The organism is Paraglaciecola sp. (assembly GCF_039942875.1).
GTDB lineage: Bacteria > Pseudomonadota > Gammaproteobacteria > Enterobacterales > Alteromonadaceae > Paraglaciecola.
Genome location: NZ_JBDVBQ010000013.1, coordinates 86,694 through 102,687, shown reverse-complemented (window position 1 = coordinate 102,687; position 15,994 = coordinate 86,694). Strand labels below are relative to the sequence as shown.

At 37.6% G+C, this 15,994-nt stretch carries 15 protein-coding genes; 6 read left to right on the top strand and 9 right to left on the bottom strand.

All coding sequences use genetic code 11. The features are described from left to right. Window positions 1-595: 595 nt before the first annotated feature. Window positions 596-841: a hypothetical protein gene (locus ABJE44_RS03955; RefSeq protein ID WP_348110089.1), complete on the top strand. Its 246-nt coding sequence runs from the start codon at window positions 596-598 to the stop codon at window positions 839-841. A gap of 159 nt (window positions 842-1,000) precedes the next feature. Here ABJE44_RS03955 and ABJE44_RS03950 read toward each other — a convergent pair whose 3' ends face one another. The 5 genes from ABJE44_RS03950 to ABJE44_RS03930 all read right to left on the bottom strand — a co-directional run bounded on the left by ABJE44_RS03950 (window position 1,001) and on the right by ABJE44_RS03930 (window position 5,384). Further along, window positions 1,001-2,113 (bottom strand): PQQ-dependent sugar dehydrogenase, encoded by a 1,113-nt coding sequence (locus ABJE44_RS03950; protein ID WP_348110088.1) that lies wholly within the window; start codon window positions 2,111-2,113, stop codon window positions 1,001-1,003. A 210-nt stretch (window positions 2,114-2,323) separates the two neighbouring features. Further along, a complete protein-coding gene (locus tag ABJE44_RS03945; RefSeq protein ID WP_348110087.1) occupies window positions 2,324-2,953 on the bottom strand; it encodes an OmpA family protein in 630 nt (209 codons plus the stop codon). Window positions 2,954-3,209: 256 nt separating this feature from the next. After that, window positions 3,210-4,148, bottom strand: a complete 939-nt coding sequence (locus tag ABJE44_RS03940; protein WP_348110086.1) for a 2-dehydropantoate 2-reductase — start codon at window positions 4,146-4,148, stop codon at window positions 3,210-3,212. Next, on the bottom strand, window positions 4,115-4,816 hold the full coding sequence (locus ABJE44_RS03935; RefSeq protein WP_348110085.1) for a TIGR01621 family pseudouridine synthase: 702 nt from the start codon (window positions 4,814-4,816) through the stop codon (window positions 4,115-4,117). The genes ABJE44_RS03940 and ABJE44_RS03935 overlap by 34 nt, the downstream gene beginning before the upstream one ends. A gap of 22 nt (window positions 4,817-4,838) precedes the next feature. Further along, window positions 4,839-5,384, bottom strand: a complete 546-nt coding sequence (locus ABJE44_RS03930) for an Hpt domain-containing protein (RefSeq protein ID WP_348110084.1) — start codon at window positions 5,382-5,384, stop codon at window positions 4,839-4,841. Window positions 5,385-5,749: 365 nt separating this feature from the next. On the opposite strand from ABJE44_RS03930, the gene gshA reads away from it, so the two are divergent. The 4 genes from gshA (at window position 5,750) to ABJE44_RS03910 (ending at window position 10,420) form a co-directional block, all read left to right on the top strand. Continuing rightward, a complete protein-coding gene (gshA, locus tag ABJE44_RS03925) occupies window positions 5,750-7,333 on the top strand; it encodes a glutamate--cysteine ligase (protein WP_348110083.1) in 1,584 nt (527 codons plus the stop codon). A gap of 92 nt (window positions 7,334-7,425) precedes the next feature. Then, window positions 7,426-8,070 carry a hypothetical protein gene (locus tag ABJE44_RS03920; protein WP_348110082.1) on the top strand — a complete coding sequence of 215 codons (645 nt, stop codon included), beginning with the start codon at window positions 7,426-7,428 and terminating at the stop codon, window positions 8,068-8,070. 293 nt (window positions 8,071-8,363) lie between these two features. Then, window positions 8,364-8,906, top strand: coding sequence for a heme NO-binding domain-containing protein (locus ABJE44_RS03915; RefSeq protein WP_348110081.1), 543 nt, complete (start codon window positions 8,364-8,366; stop codon window positions 8,904-8,906). Beyond that, on the top strand, window positions 8,903-10,420 hold the full coding sequence (locus tag ABJE44_RS03910) for an ATP-binding protein (RefSeq protein ID WP_348110080.1): 1,518 nt from the start codon (window positions 8,903-8,905) through the stop codon (window positions 10,418-10,420). The genes ABJE44_RS03915 and ABJE44_RS03910 overlap by 4 nt, the downstream gene beginning before the upstream one ends. Here the strand turns inward: ABJE44_RS03910 and ABJE44_RS03905 are convergent. Genes ABJE44_RS03905 through ABJE44_RS03890 form a run of 4 tightly spaced genes read right to left on the bottom strand, consistent with a single transcriptional unit; the run spans window position 10,401 to window position 14,789 of the window. After that, window positions 10,401-11,708, bottom strand: coding sequence for a response regulator (locus tag ABJE44_RS03905; RefSeq protein ID WP_348110079.1), 1,308 nt, complete (start codon window positions 11,706-11,708; stop codon window positions 10,401-10,403). The genes ABJE44_RS03910 and ABJE44_RS03905 overlap by 20 nt on opposite strands. Next, complete coding sequence (locus ABJE44_RS03900) at window positions 11,698-13,362, bottom strand: ATP-binding protein (RefSeq protein WP_348110078.1); 1,665 nt, start codon at window positions 13,360-13,362, stop codon at window positions 11,698-11,700. The genes ABJE44_RS03905 and ABJE44_RS03900 overlap by 11 nt, the downstream gene beginning before the upstream one ends. 11 nt (window positions 13,363-13,373) lie before the next feature. Then, window positions 13,374-14,201, bottom strand: a complete 828-nt coding sequence (locus tag ABJE44_RS03895; protein WP_348110077.1) for a phosphate/phosphite/phosphonate ABC transporter substrate-binding protein — start codon at window positions 14,199-14,201, stop codon at window positions 13,374-13,376. A gap of 24 nt (window positions 14,202-14,225) precedes the next feature. Next, window positions 14,226-14,789, bottom strand: coding sequence for a response regulator (locus tag ABJE44_RS03890; RefSeq protein WP_348110076.1), 564 nt, complete (start codon window positions 14,787-14,789; stop codon window positions 14,226-14,228). A gap of 153 nt (window positions 14,790-14,942) precedes the next feature. Here ABJE44_RS03890 and ABJE44_RS03885 point away from each other — a divergent pair, with 153 nt between their 5' ends. Next, window positions 14,943-15,974 (top strand): hypothetical protein, encoded by a 1,032-nt coding sequence (locus ABJE44_RS03885; RefSeq protein ID WP_348110075.1) that lies wholly within the window; start codon window positions 14,943-14,945, stop codon window positions 15,972-15,974. Window positions 15,975-15,994: the final 20 nt, after the last annotated feature.

The following is a 15,994-nucleotide window of genomic DNA, read 5'->3' as shown; positions in this document are numbered from 1 at the left end:
TTGATACATAATATCGAGAAACTGAAGAATTACGGCCAGTTAGCGGCATAAGCTAAAACCACACTACCTCAAATTGCCCCCTTTCATCCCGCTAAACTCAGGCCTCAATGGCGCCAAATACATCGAAAAGAAAATTATCCTCAAAACGCACCAATGAATTGAAAAATACAGATGTTCAAGGCAAAATAGTGAAAGATAAAAATTAAAAAGAGCAGTAGAAAGTGCAAAGTCAAAACAGTCTTTTTCTACAGGCTCGTTAGCATGCCAAAGCTTATTCTCAGTTGGTTATCTACAAGTGGTGTGCAAGGCGGTTAGCTTTTTAGTTCTTCACTGTCTATGAAAGTAGTTCACGTAACCAACAAGTTCTGGCAATATTAATCATCAACAACTGGCAAGTTTAAGGCAACGGATAATGCAATTACACAATTCAAACAAGGCAGTCACAGTTTGTTAGGTCATCAATCAAATCAAACAGCAGCACGCAATGCGGCAGCTAACAAAAAGCTCAATCAGAAAACCACTCGCTGGCCTTCGGCCAAAGCGCGTTGTGTTTTCTGTTTAGCTTAAGCGTTATGTGTTTTTTTAGTAGGACGAAATGAAGACAAAATTTTTAACTTGTTATGACTATGGTCAAGGTGGAATTTGGCGTTTTGTCTTCGCCGAAAGTAAAGAACAGTTATCTCAACTATATCCAGAATTACATATCGTAAACGAACAGCCGCCTTGGATGGAAAAAGATGATCTTGATCGAATGGAAAAGCTAAGTATCGATATCGAGGAAACAGGCGCTCAGTTCTTTAAAGCAATAATTTCAGAACGCAGGAGCCTCTCTGATGAGTAACGCACATAACAAACCAAGTCATCGGAAAACCACTCACTGGCTGCGCCAAAACGTTCGCGTTTTCCGCTGCTTGGGGCGTTAAATACACCACACTGTCGCTGCTGTGATTAAAATGGTTTTGAAAATACTGTAGGTCGATAGAACGACTTAGCATATTCTTTATGGGACGACTTGATAGATAATACCTTTACTAAAGCCTGCCACATAAAGCTCTCCTTGATTATCTAGAGCAAACGTTGAGATATTACCTTGATCGGATAACAACTTAGTGGAAGAGGTTAGGGCTGGGTACTTAGCAGCCCAGATGCTGCCAGATACAAAATCAGCATATATATAATGATTTTTGAGTTTTGTGTTTATATCGCCCTGGTATACATAGCCACCGGTTATTGATTGGCCTTCTGAGCGTCCGTATTCAAGTTTAGGTAAGATTAGTTGCTCGGTGTTACATTGAATTTTAGGCTTATAACAGTGGCTTGCTTCCATTGTATTCCATCCATAGTTTTGTCCTTTGTCTATTATAGAAATTTCTTCGTATTTATATTGACCTACGTCGGCAACAATTAAGACGTCTTTCGCAAAAGAATAGCGCCATGGATTTCTTAAGCCATAGGCCCAAATCTCAGGTTTAAAGTTTGAATCGTTAACAAAAGGATTGTCTTTAGGAATAGCATAGGGAACATCATTTGATGTGTTTATATCAATCCGTAACATACTACCTAATAAGGTTTGAGTATTTTGACCATGCCCTTGAGGGTCGCCAGCAGAGCCGCCGTCACCCATTCCGATATATAAGAAGCCATCTGGGCCAAACGCAATTTGGCCTCCGTTATGATTACTGTATGGTTGCTTTATTTCTAGAACGATTTTTTCGTTTAGTAACTGATAGCCTTGGCTAGTTTGGCTTAGTGAAAAGCGAGAAATTCTTGTTCTACGCTCTCCTTTTTTAGGGAAGTAATTAACAAATAAATAATTATTTTTATCATCACTCACTTTATTGGTGAGATCAGAATAATCTGGATGAAAAGCCAAACCCAATAACCCCATTTCAGAGCCACTTTTTACATTAAACTCATGCACCGTATAGTTTTTATTTTGTTGTAGGTGAATATATGTCAGCTTGCCTTTCTTACCTGCTATTAATAACTCGTTGTTTGAATAAGGTAAAAACTTTACATCTACAGGCTGTTCGAGATTAGTTACAATTTTTTTTAATTGGGTAGCTTGGCTCGTAAAGGAGATAATTAGTATAAAAAGCAGTGTTATTTTCATGGAAGAGGGATGAGTATTAAAAAGAGTAATTATAATCTTACTCTTTGAACTGTCTATTTCAAGGGGCTTTTGGGGGCTAATCACATTTGGTAATGTGTCGACTAGGACGTTTCTTTTTCCTTAGTCTCAGTAACGGTAGTGTGTGATCCATAGACATCCAGTCACTTTGTAATAGAGCTATGGATCACATATATGTGAGCTTATCTGGGGTTAACTTTGTAGTGGAATTACACGAAGTTCTACTCGTCTATTTTGTTGACGACCTTGAGCGGTATCATTACTTGCTAAAGGTTGACTCTCTCCCATGCCCAGTGTCTGTAAACGATTCGTCGCCACCCCCGTACCTTGTAAATAGTTAGCAACACTATTCGCTCTTTGTATAGATAACTGTGTATTGTAGTTGGCATCTCCTACTGAGTCTGTGTGGCCTTCGATGCTTAACTTGGTTTTCTCATAGCGATTAAGTACCTTTGCAACGTCTTCTAGCACAGGATAGAAGCTAGTTACAATGGCTGCACTGCCCGTGGAAAAGGTAATATTGCCGGGTATAGATAATCTAATGTTGTCACCTTCTCGGTACACTTCTACGCCACTGCCAGCGAGCTCTTCACGAAATGCTTCTTCTTGGTTATCCATGTAATTACCAATGGCACCACCTGCTAATGCTCCTAAGGCGGCTCCCCATACATAACGACTTTTATCATTATCGCCAGTGCCTTTACCGGCTAAAGCGCCAATTACTGCGCCTATACCCGCTCCTTTTTGACTATTATTAGCATTCGATGCACAACCCGAAATAATTAAACTCGATAGTGCCACTGCGATGATTGTCTTTTTCATGTTTACTCCTGAATAACATTTAATAAATTTACTTGTAAGAGATAGCACAAACTATTCCAGAAAAACCAATCTCAAGGGTATTAAATATTTGATTGAAATCAATTGGTTAGGTTTTAATAAGGTCAGGGTGGTTAAAGAGAGCAGCAGTATTTACACATTATGTGTAATCTTTACTAAAGGTGTGAAATTTCTTATTGGTGTGAGGGCTGGGCTAGTACCAGTTGGTAATGAGCATAGTTTTAAAAAAGTGGGGGTTCTAATACGTTTCTAACGCTTTAATTTTCGCAACAAGCCGCTGATTTTTTGGAGTTGTGATGTTTAGCTCTTGACTCTTTTTAACTACATAGCCGTTTATAAATTCTATTTCACTCTTACGTTTAAAGCTTATGTCCTGATGCATAGATGAGTAATTATTAGCGGTAGCCTTAATGACTTTCATTACCTTTTGCTGCAGCGCTTCACTGCTGGTAGTGTAACCAACTGCATTCATTACCAGAGCGACTTCAGAGCAAATAGCTTGGAAATCTTGCTGATATTTCTTGTCTGCTAACTCGCCATTTTTTATATCGTTGATGGCTGTGAGTGGGTTTATCACTGAGTTGATGGTGAGTTTGTTCCATAACGCTAGCCGAATATCTTGATGCCAAGTACTTGGCGGGAGTAACTTAGACACGGTTGATTCTATTAAGCTGGCATTGTCATCAGGTTTTGTAATCCAACCAAGGTGGGTTTCACCTAAGCCTGTTGCTTTTACACTTGTTTCAGTGGGCTTATATGCACCATAACTGGTGGTGCCAGCAATGATAGGGTTGATAGGGTAGAGTGCTTTTACTTGTTCAATTGTGCCCATGCCGTTATGCAATAAAACTAAGGTGTGTTTAGGTGTAATTATTTTTCTAAGTTGTTGTAGCGCACCGAGCACTTGGTACGCCTTTATAGGTAAAACTACTACGTCAAAGTCTGATGCGCTTTTTATATCCGAGGTATGCGGATTGATAAGCGTTTTGTCTCCGTTAATAGTTTCAATATCTAGGGTGATAGCTTTTGAGGTTTTTAACAGAAGTTGGTAATCAAGTTTTTGCTGGTGGCATGAATAAGCTATTAGGCTGCCTATTGCTCCTTTGCCTAAAATCGCTATTTTTAGTGTTGCGGTAATCACTATTAACTTAAGGCGTTCATTGCAGACTTTGGCCAATTCAATGACCAAGGTTGTTGGTGGGTTTCTATTATAATTTGGGTTTCGACCTGCGTGAAATTTTCACCTTCTGATGGTGGGCATATTATCGATATAGGTGCCCCCTGATACACAAATTGAATCCCATAAGCGTGTAGATAAGTTCTATCTGAAATCTGTCCACCATAGAGCTTATCTCCTAAAATAGGAGCTCCTAGGCTTTTTAATGCGACTCTTATTTGATGAGTTTTTCCGGTGAGAGGTTTAATTAAGTACAAGCGTAGACTAGGTGACACAGAAAAACTGAAAAATTGGGTGGCAGCTTGTTGAGTTATACTGTTGTCAAGGATCCACTTGCCATCTCTAACTTTTTTCATGCCGCCTTTTATTGTGCCTTGTTTCTTTTTAGGCTTTTTAGTGGCTAAAGCTAGGTAGTATTTCGCGATTTTTTTCTGCTCGAAAAGTGTTCCAAATATAGCCGCTGCTTTAGCCGTTTTTGCCAGCATCAGAATACCAGAGGTAACTTTATCTAAACGATGAACTAGCCATAGTTTTTCAATATTAAGTTGCTTACATATGATTGGCAAAATACCTTGTTGAGATATTTCGTTTTGAACCGCTAAATGGGGCGGTTTGTTTACCACGATAAAGTCAAAGTGGTCATATAAAAGTTGAATATTGGCGGGCACGGCGCACACTCTTTTCTATTTGTTATTGAAGCAGCTGCAATGCGCGACCGTAGTCAAAATCATCAATTGAATTTTTTAGTGCGTTTTTTACATCTGGCGCTAAATCTAGTTCTTCCATAAATTTTTGCATTTTGACGTCAGAAATAAATTCATTGCGTTTTAATGCGGTAATCAACACTTGTTTACTGTCAGATTCGATTGCAGGCTTTGAGTCTGAGTTGTTACTATTATTTGAAATGAAACCTGTAATTGTGGTTAACGTGGTACTTAATAGTTCCAAATATTCAACTATTAGTTGCTCTTCTAAGTTTACCGTTAATTTAGATTCAAATCCTTTTGAAGCATGGTGTAATGCCTCCATACCTAAATTGCCACTAATTCCTTTTAAAGTATGTATATCTCTTTGTAAGGTGTCAATGTCACCCTGCAGCATGAGTTCAGTAAACTTTTCATTAAAGTTAAGGTATTCCAGCACAAATTTATTTAGAATTTTAATGAGTAATGGGCAACTACCGTTGAATTGACGAAGTGCAAATTCACTATTGAAAATATGTGTATTAGCGTCCATTTGGTACTCTTTGTTTTTATTGGTAAGTAATCTTAGCAGTTTGGCACAGGAGATTAATAGGCAATTGATAATGATTTTTATCTAAAATATAACTTTCTTTTGATTATTATTGGTATGTTTAATAATTATTTATGTGAATATTATTGCATTAGTCTCTGGTTACTTTATCTGTCATCTGAGGGTAGACTAACAAAATAGTTGGAATCAAAACTCAAGAAACACGTTCTTTAGTAATTAAGAATAAGGTGTTAATTATTATCGCCTACGAACTTAAGGCCCAGATGGGCTTTCGATCGTGATAAGAACTTTATAATAGTTTAATAAACAGGTTATAGAGCCCATACATTTTTATATTGGATATTATTTTGCAAGTAAATGAAACATCTTTTTCTGCGCGTTTAGCAACTTTACAGAATCCGTCAATCATGAAGACTTTGACGGGTATAAAACATGGGGTAGAGCGAGAAACCTTGCGTATTAATCCTAATGGAGGCCTTGCACAAACGCCACACCAAGAATCCTTAGGTGCAGCTTTAACCCATGAGTTTATAACAACGGACTTTTCTGAGTCATTGTTAGAATTTATCACCCCCCCAGAAACGTCTATTGATAAAACAATTGGCCAATTAAAAGATGTTCACAAGTTTGTAATGACAAACATTGGCGAAGAGCGCTTATGGCCGATGAGCATGCCTTGTTTTATTGAGAACCAAGAAGCTATTCCTATTGCTAATTATGGAACGTCTAATGTTGGCAAAATGAAAAGTTTGTATCGGGTTGGATTAAAAAACCGCTATGGCAGTATGATGCAAGCTATATCAGGCGTGCACTTTAATTTCTCTTTGCCTGATGAGTTTTGGGAGAAATGGCTGGCTGATGACTCTACTATAAAAGCAGATAAAGACTCTATTTCTTCAGCTTACTTTGGGCTAATACGGAATTATCGACGATTTTGTTGGGTAATTCCCTATTTATATGGGGCTTCACCTGCTTTATGTCGTTCGTTTATCAAAGGTAAAGAAACGGGTTTACCATTCAAAACATTAGGTAAAGGTACTTACTATTTACCTTATGCTACCTCTCTTAGAATGAGTGACTTAGGTTATACCAATAGTGCTCAATCAGGGTTGAATATTTGCTACAACAAAGTAGATAGCTATATAGCTTCATTACGGGCAGCAATCAATCAGCCTTCTGAAAACTATGAGATGTTTGCGGGTAAAAAAGATGGAAAATACCAGCAACTTAATAGCAATGTATTACAAATTGAAAATGAGCTTTATTCTCCTATTAGGCCCAAGCAACCTACTCGTTCGTTGGAAAAGCCAACCGATGCATTGGATGAAAGAGGCGTCAGTTATATTGAAGTTAGAGCATTAGACGTTAATCCGTTTTCAGCCATAGGGATAGAGCGTAATCAATTTTATTTTTTAGATGTATTCTTACTTTATTGTCTAGTTAAGCCTAGTAGTTTCATGAACTCAGATGAATATCATGAAACCGAAGCAAACTTAAATGCGGTAGTTGAGCAAGGCCGTGACCCCAAACTAAGACTAACTAATGCTTCAGAGCCAGTTGAAATGAAAACTTGGGCATTGCAGCTATTTTCTGAAATGCTAGAAATCGCTAATATTTTAGACCAAGCAAATGATACTCAAGATTATTCCTTGGCATTAGCAGCTGAAAAACAAAAGATACTGGATCCAAGTTTAACGCCATCGGCTCGCATTCTAGACCATCTTGTAAATGAAAATATCGATAATGGAAACTTAGGTTTAAGCTTAGCAGAGTCTTTTAAAAGTGAGTTGATTAGCTCAGATTACGAGTTTATGAATGCCGAAGATTTGGCCACACATGCGGCATTGTCAATAGAAAAACAGCGAGCAATAGAACAGCAGGAACATGTGTCTTTTGATGATTTTCTAGTAAGTTATTTTTCTGATAAATAAATTTGGTGAAAAAAAAGCCTGACTAATGTCAGGCTTAAAGTCACTACTAGGGAAACACACAATAATAAAAACACGTTAATTAAGAGTAGACGATGATACAAAAGTTCACCAAGAAAATTTTATGGTTAAAAAACGGAATGAGCTTTTTTCTGATTGTTTTATTTTTGAATGGGTGTGCCAATACTCCTCCTAAAAATATAAGTAATATTTGTGATATCTTTTTTGAAAAGCGAGATTGGTATGATGTTGCTGCGGATATGAATAAAAAGTGGGGGGTTCCTATCCACGTGCCTATGTCTATGATGTATCAGGAAAGTTCATTTAAAGCCAAAGCCCGTCCACCCAAAGATTACATTTTTTTTGGCTTAATACCTTGGGGGAGAGTTAGCTCTGCTTATGGTTACTCTCAAGCTAAAACACCTACCTGGGCTGACTATAAACGGGAGACAAAAAACTCTTGGGCTGATAGAACTGACTTTGATGATGCTATGGATTTTATGGGGTGGTTCATTACAAAAACTCATAAAATGAATGGAATATCAAAATGGGATGCTGAATTGCAATATTTGAATTATCACGAAGGCTGGGGTGGTTATAAAAGGGGGAGTTACAATAGGAAACCTTGGTTAAAGAAAGTTGCTAAAACAGTGGAGGCTAGATCTTTGAGGTACGCCGCACAACTTAAAACCTGTGAAGAAGAGTTATCTAGAGGATGGTTTTGGGGGCTGTTTGATTAACTGAAGTTGGATATTGGGTGCCGCGCATTGCTCAAATTACATTTATAGATGTAAAGCTAAGAAAATATATAAATTGAGTGTTTTTCCTTAGTTAGCCCATACTGAAACAATAAATTAAGCTTAAAATTAAAGCTGTTTATGTAAATTATGACCTGTAAATATACCTATGTGTTGGTTTATATAACTTTGTAAAATATAAGTTAAGATAAAGTCGGGAGTGGTTCAGGTAATACTCTTAAACTTGTAACTGATTGTTAAGTGAATAATCTGTTCATGGCGATTTGGAGGCGAATATGAAAGGCATAGTTTTTGTAAAGTTTAACGAATTTATTGAGGAAGTGTGGGGTGATGAGTTTTGGGATGAATTATTAAGTGAAGCTAACCTTGCAAGTGAAGGTGTCTATACTACGGTTGCTACCTATGATGATGAAGAGCTTTTTACATTAGTTGGGCTAGTTGTTGTTAAAAAAGGCATAAGTGCCAAAGATGCACAGTTTGCTTTTGGTAAGTGGGTCTTTAAAGAATTATATAACCTTGCACCCCCTGGTGCACATGACTTTAAAGATGTGTTTGAATTTTTACATGCAGTTCAAGACTTTATACATGTAGAAGTGAAAAAATTGAATCCTGATGCTTTACTTCCGGAGTTTGAATTCTTATCTGAAACACCAAATATATTAACTTTTAAATACCTATCACCTCGTAAGCTTTGCTATTTCTGCGAAGGTATTATTCATGGCCTTGCAGAGCACACGGGGCAAGATATAAAGGTCTCCCAGCCTGAGTGTGAGCATGAAGCCGGAGAACAGTGTGTGATAGAGGTTGAAAAAGTTTGAGTTCTACTGATAAACCAGTTTTAGACCTTGATGAGTTAGAAAAAAGGGTTGCCGTGCTAGAGCGGAAGATTAGCCGAGAGAAAAAAGCGAGAAACATAGCGGAGAATAAGTTAGAACAGTACTCACTAGAAATTTATCAAACTAATGAGTCTTTAAAAGAGGCGTTAGCGTCATCTACGAAAAAACAAAAGGAGCTAGAATATTTAGGGCGTGCCTCTAGTTATGTGGGTTCAGAAATGAAACTCAACGAAATAATTGACAATGTTATAGAGCTTACAGGGCGTTTTTGTGAGGCAGATTTCGGGCTTTATCTGGTTATTAAAAAGGGAAACATCATACAGGAAGGCCTCAACAAGGTTTGCTGTCTGAATGGGGGATGGCAAGATGACGCTGTTTTAATAGAAGCTATTGGTAAGCTACTACCATTAGAAAATACAGAGTTATTAAACTCTTGGAACGTCTTAGATATTGACTGCTTTCCCAGCAATGCTGGACAAGCCCTTAAACAAGTTTGCTATACCAATTTTGCTCTCGCTGGAGGAAAAGTCGGTTGGTTGGCAATACTAAATAGTCATAGTGTTGTAGAGCCTGGTGTTCTATCTGTACTCAATACAGCTAGAGAACATTTGTTAAGTGGTATCAGCAGGCGGTTGACTGATTTGCGTATTTTAAAACGAAACTTGCAACTTCAAGAATCCTTAGAAAAGCTAGAGAAAGCTCGAAAGCAATTGATCCAGTCTGAAAAAATGGCTTCTCTAGGGCAGCTGGCTGCAGGGGTCGCCCATGAAATTAATAATCCTGTTGCTTTTATTCGCTCAAATATGGAGGTGCTTCAAGACTATTTAAAGGACTATAAGTTATTACATGAAGATTTGAAAAAGATTACATACAGCAGTAAAACTTTAAGTACTGAGGTGTTTAAAGAGGCGTTTGAAAAAATTGATATAGATTACATCGATGAAGACTCAGTCGAATTACTGCAATCAAATATTGAAGGTTTAATAAGAGTTAAGGATATAGTTGATAACCTTAAGAGCTTTTCCCATTCAGGTAGTGAGGAGTTAACACCTATATCTATTGCTGAGTGTGTTGAGGCCGCTTTAAAAGTAACCGGCAATGCTTTCAAGTACGAGCATCAAATTGATAATCAGGTAAGTGAGTTGAATCTTACTGTTCTTGGGAACCTAGGCCAATTACAACAAGTGTTTGTTAACTTATTTGTTAATGCCGCTTATGCCATGGAAGGAGGGGGGACATTGATTATTTCTCATTCCAGTTCAGAGGAAAAGGTTGTCATTCATATAACTGATACGGGCCAAGGTATGGACGAAGAAACAGTTAGTCAACTATTTACTCCGTTTTTTACCACGAAGCCCGTCGGTGTAGGAACCGGGTTGGGCTTGTCTGTTTCTTACGCTATTCTCGAAGCTCACGATGCACAAGTCTCAGTAGATTCTGAGGTTGGGGTTGGGACTACTTTTAACTTGTCATTTCCTACAATAACTCAGCTGTAGCGGTTTGACTATCTTCAACTATTAAAGATAAAGGCTCGGTTTGACTTTTTTCGAATTGTACCAACTTGGTTATGGTTTTTTCAGTAAAAACGTGACCTTTAGGTAAGACTAAAATATGAGCATCATTAAATATATTACTTTTTAATGTCATACCAACTTTTAGTGCATGTGAAGGGATAGGCTTTTCGATAAACTCATCAGAGGCAATGTTAGGGGTATTTAATAAGACTTCTAAAATTTTGGGGTCATATCGAGTACCTAAAAACTTCTTCATACTTAGCCTAACTTCCGTCTCTTCCATTTTTTCTGGTGTGATACGACCCATAGAGTATCGCCAATAATCTCTTGCCACAGATAGTATCTTTGCCCCAATTGGAATTTGAGTGTCAACCAGTTGGTTGGGGCCACTGCCATTAAAATACTCAAATTGACAAGTAATGATATCTGATACTTCTTGCAGGTGAGTGGCTGGGCTTAGAATTAACTGGGCTATCTTTGTCTGATCAATATATTCTTTTTTCTGGTTGAAATTAAGTTCGTCAAAAGGTTTACTGTAGATGGCTGTATCTAAACCAAGCAAGCCAATTTCACACAGCAAGGCTGCAAACGTTACGTTTTCGATCTCTTCTTTCGATAGCTTAAGGTGCTCTGCTAAATTTTTAGCCAATAAACTAACACTATTAGCAAAACTTCCACTTAGGTTAGGGTTGATGCTAATTAAATTGTATAGCACTTTCTGGGTGGCTTCGTTGTTATGCTCAATACGTTTCAAGGCTAGTTGTATTTGCTTCGTCCTTAATTGAATCTTACCTTCTAAATTTTGATTCTGCTCTTTGAGTTTCGCATTTTGTAGCTTAATAAGTTTCTCTAATTTAGCATTTTCGTTTTTAAGCCTAACGTTAGACAAACCTTCATCTATGGCTTGAATTATTTCTTGGTTTTCCCATGGTTTTTGGAGGTATCGATGTATTTTTCCTTTATTAACGGCCTCTATTGTGGACTCCATATCAGAGTAACCTGTTAACAGAATGCGGTAAGTCTCTGGATACCTAGTGGCGACTTTTTCGAGTAAAGCTGCGCCGGACATTTCTGGCATTTTCATGTCAGATATAATTAATTGGACTTTGTGTTTTTCCATTAATTCTAAAGCTATTGAGCCACTTTCTGCTAATAAGAGTTGAAAGTTTTGCTTGTATAGCAAGCGTTTCATCGACTTAAGAATATTTAACTCATCATCCACACATAGCACAGTCATAGGCGGTGTTTCTATTGCTTTATCATTGCTCATTGGATGTCTCCATCAGTTGTTTATTTTTGTCATCTGTTGGCAGTATGATGTTAAAACAACTGCCCTTATTGAGTTCACTATCAACAGTTAACTCGCCTGCATGGTCTTGTATTATTCCGTAAGAAATTGAAAGTCCTAAACCAGTCCCTACGCCCTCTTTTTTAGTTGTAAAAAAAGGATCGAATAGTTTGTCTATGTGTTTGGGCTCAATACCTGAGCCATTGTCCGCAATAGACACTATTACATGATTATTTTTATAAAGTGAGGTGATTGTTATCTTGCCATTCTCATGAATTGCTTGCCCCGCATTAATCAATAAGTTTGTAAGGACTTGTATGATTTTCCCCACGTTAATGAAGACTTTCGGAACAGGGTTTAATTGTTTTTCAATAGTGCAATGGTATTTGAGTTGACCGCTTACCATGTTTAGGGTCGTAGTTAAGCATGTATTTATATCAAACCACTGTTTTTCATCTGAGCCAGCCCGTGAAAACTGCTTTAAATCCTTAACTATACTTTTAACTCTTGCTAGCCCTTGAATTGACTCATCTATAAGATCCTGAGTATCTTGGTTTATATAAGCGAGCTCCGCATCTTGCACAGACGTTAGCAGTTTATTTATTTGTAATACATGTGTTTCAGAGATTGAGTTAGGTGAAAGAGTCAATAATTGCTCACTTATAAGTCGGTATGTTTCAGTATAGTCTTTAAGCGTATTTAAATTGCTGGTAACAAACGCAATAGGGTTGTTGATTTCGTGTGCAACGCCTGCGGCGAGTAATCCAACTGATGCCATTTTTTCAGCTTGAATAAGTTGCTGTTGCGCTTCGTGAAGCTCTTGGTTGGACTTTTCTAACTGATTGTTGCGTTCATAAAGTAATGATGTTCGCTCAATCACTTTTCCTTCTAACGTACGATTGAGTGTTTCTAGTTCATTTTGATATTTTTCTTTACGTTTATGTTCATTTTCTAAACTTGTCACGAGTTTATTGAAAGCCTCTGCAACTTCACTCAATTCATCATTGCCGGTTACCTCTATCTTAGAGTGTGAATATTCACCACCAGTAACATTTTTAGAGATGCTTCTTGCGGCTTGCCTCAAACCTTGCAACTTTTTGGTTAGGTATGTTCCTAACACGAAAGAAAACAGTGTAACTAAAAACATTTCAATTAAGGCAATGCCACTGGTCCATTTTTGAATTTTTTGAATTGACTGTTCTATGCTACTGATATCAATACCTAGTTGTACTTGACCGTATATATGTTCTGCTTCGCTAATTAAAGTGTAGCTATCAAATATTCCATCAGAGACTAAATCTAACTCTTCGTCTGCACTAAATGTAGAGGATAGTAGTTTTGCTCTCCCAGCTTGTGCCAGTATTTGGTTATCACTATTTATTACCCTCACGTAACCAATATCAGGATTTTTGATTAGTTCGTTGCAGTATACCTCGAGTGAAGCTAGATCATAAGATAACACTGCGTCTTTTGCTGTGGTTGCAAATAGGGTGGTGATAGTAGACGCTCGCTTTACTAGCCCATCGTTCAATGTCGTACGCATAAAATCAACGGCTGTTAATACCAGAAGTAGTAATAAACTTGCTTCAATAACGGCAATACCTAAGATTGTTTTGTTACGTAATGACAGTTGCATTATCAGTCCATTTATTTCGGTACACTTGTACCCATAAGTGTTTCAAGATTTAGGGATCTTACATCGTCCCAGTCATTATTTGTTGCGGTATCAATACCCTTAAAATTAATAGACTTTAGTAACTCTTTACCTTGTATATTGTTGTTTAACTCCAATAGTGCACTGAGTATTTTTTGCTTCGATGTGTCGCTAACTTTTGGGTTAACGGCAATTGCATGAGGGGTATAACCTTGGGTTTCCCAAATAGTGACTAGTTGCGATTTTACGCCTTCAGACATATTGTTTAAGGTGCGCTTTATTCCCCCTCCTGCTGGGAAAAAGCCTTTTGATACGTTGAGATAGACCGAGTCATGGGAAGAGACATAGCTAGGCTTGAATGAAATTCCATGCCTTTTTAATTCGGCTATGGGTAAAATGCTTGCTGCAAATGCTGCCGGAGCAGGAAAAGCTAAACGAGTTCCATCCAAATCTTCAATGGTATTTATATTGCTACCAACTTTAGCAACGATCACACCTTTAATTGTTTTTCCTTGTTGTTTCGCGATGGCCAAATATCCTGATTGTTTATTAAATACTACATAGTGATAGGGATTCATGTAGGCAATATCATAAGCACCTTCTGCTAGCCTTTGCTCGAAAGTTGGAATGTCTCGTGCTGTACTAAACTTTACGTTAATGCCACTCGTTTCACTAATTCGTTGTAAAATGGGTGTCCATAAAGTAGCGAGTCGTTTTGCAGATTGCTGAGGTACAATACCAAATGTCAATGTCTCTCCATGAGCTATGGTGACAAGGGGGCTGCTAACTAATAAGCTAAAAAGTAGTAAAGTTTTCAACATATTGGTACCTCTTTTAAGAAATAGTTATTGGGTGAGTTGGTTTACAATACTTATTAAGTGTTCTTTATCAAAAGGCTTAGATATTGCTGCATTGGCGCCGAGTGTTATGGCTTTATCTAGGCTGTCTTGATTAAGTGCAGAAATCACCAATATTTTTAAATGGCTAAACTCTTCTTGTTTTCTTAAGTGCTGTAGTAATTCAAAACCATTTAGGCCTGGCATACTTAAATCTAAAGTCATTAACGCGGGTTGTCGCTGCATTAATTTACTACCCGCTAAAAAGCCATTAACTGCGGTATCACATTCAAACCCAGCATTTTTCAAAACACGTTTAATGGCGCTCGCCATATTTTCATCATCGTCAACAACTAAAATCGTTTTATTATCTGGTAAGAAGTCTTCAGGTATAGGCATGTTATTCTCTTTGAGAAATATCAAGAAGTCTTCAACTGTTACTCGGTTATTACCTCTACCTGGTAGTTTGTAACCTTTTAAACTCCCTTTATCTATCCATCGAATGACTGTTCGCAAATTGACGTCGCAATATTGCGCTATGTCACCTGTTGTTAGTGATTTAGCTTTGGTCATGAATACTACTCCTAAATTTCATTTGATAATTGTAACATACCGTATAATTGAGACATATATGACTAAAGTATAATATACGACATTTGTGACAATTGCTATATTTGCGTCATATTTTAAAACTCCTTCAATGCAATGGTTAAGATGGTTAGTGAAATGAAGAAACTTTATCTGTTGATTACTTTAAGTTTTTTGTGTGTACAAAACACAAAAGCCATTGAGCTATCGACCAATGTATTGTTGCGGTATGAAAATGAAACGGGTCAAACAAATTTAGCACCAAGAAAAAGGGTGCGAATGATTGCTTCTGTAGGTGCGAACTACAAACTAAATGATAATGTTGTATTTATGAGTCAGATAAGAACTGGCTTAAAAAATAATCAGAACGTTCCTGCTATAACCTTACATCAAATTACGAATAACCCCAGTGGCGACAAAGATATATATGTGTCGCGAGCATTTACCAAGTTTACTTTTGATAAAGTATCTGTCTTTGCAGGGAAAATTCCCTGGAAGTCCAAACAAGTAACTGATTTATTTTGGGATAGGCACTTAAACCCAATAGGGGTGCACCTTGATTATGACTTTGCAGAAAACCAGCGCTTAACCTTTGCCACTTTTAAACCTTTAGATGGCGCATCAAGTACTGTAGGCCATATGTCACTGATTCAATATTCGAGGCAATTATCTACTTACCTAGGAAAAGTTACTTTATCGCCATGGCTAGTTGATTACAAAGGCGAGGCTGGCGCTAGTTATGCTACCAAAGATACGCAATTTAATAATCAGTTTATCCGCTTTTCTGGCGCTATGAAGTTCACTGATTTTCAAATCGGAGCCGACTTGGGGTGGTCAACGAAGCGTGTACCAAATTCTGCATATGAGCAATTTTCTAAGCAAAGGTTTAGCTATGTATTCAAGCTTAGTAAAGGCGCATTACAGCATGTAGGTAGTTATTTAACGGAACTCAAATATTTACATGTTGAGCGCTTTTCGGTGGTGACTGAATTTACACAAAACGCATCTAGTCGATTCGCTACAAGCAACTATAAAGGATGGGATTTGCGGATTCGACATAGACTGACAAATAACCTTTGGATTGGTTCTCGGCTTTCGAAAACCAAGCGTTTAATTGGATCGCCAGAGCAGAGTGTGCGATTCAGAATAGAAACAAAACTTTCATTTTAGTATTCATTTTTTGGAGCATT

Excerpts from the sequence above, each read along its gene's own strand:
- ABJE44_RS03955 (WP_348110089.1), top strand. The coding sequence starts at position 596 with ATGAAGACAAAATTTTTAACTTGTTATGACTATGGTCAAGGTGGAATT.
- ABJE44_RS03950 (WP_348110088.1), bottom strand. The coding sequence starts at position 2,113 with ATGAAAATAACACTGCTTTTTATACTAATTATCTCCTTTACGAGCCAA.
- ABJE44_RS03915 (WP_348110081.1), top strand. The coding sequence starts at position 8,364 with ATGAAAGGCATAGTTTTTGTAAAGTTTAACGAATTTATTGAGGAAGTG.
- ABJE44_RS03890 (WP_348110076.1), bottom strand. The coding sequence starts at position 14,789 with ATGACCAAAGCTAAATCACTAACAACAGGTGACATAGCGCAATATTGC.
- ABJE44_RS03885 (WP_348110075.1), top strand. The coding sequence starts at position 14,943 with ATGAAGAAACTTTATCTGTTGATTACTTTAAGTTTTTTGTGTGTACAA.
- ABJE44_RS03945 (WP_348110087.1), bottom strand. The coding sequence starts at position 2,953 with ATGAAAAAGACAATCATCGCAGTGGCACTATCGAGTTTAATTATTTCG.
- ABJE44_RS03920 (WP_348110082.1), top strand. The coding sequence starts at position 7,426 with ATGATACAAAAGTTCACCAAGAAAATTTTATGGTTAAAAAACGGAATG.
- ABJE44_RS03895 (WP_348110077.1), bottom strand. The coding sequence starts at position 14,201 with ATGTTGAAAACTTTACTACTTTTTAGCTTATTAGTTAGCAGCCCCCTT.
- ABJE44_RS03900 (WP_348110078.1), bottom strand. The coding sequence starts at position 13,362 with ATGCAACTGTCATTACGTAACAAAACAATCTTAGGTATTGCCGTTATT.
- ABJE44_RS03905 (WP_348110079.1), bottom strand. The coding sequence starts at position 11,708 with ATGAGCAATGATAAAGCAATAGAAACACCGCCTATGACTGTGCTATGT.
- ABJE44_RS03930 (WP_348110084.1), bottom strand. The coding sequence starts at position 5,384 with ATGGACGCTAATACACATATTTTCAATAGTGAATTTGCACTTCGTCAA.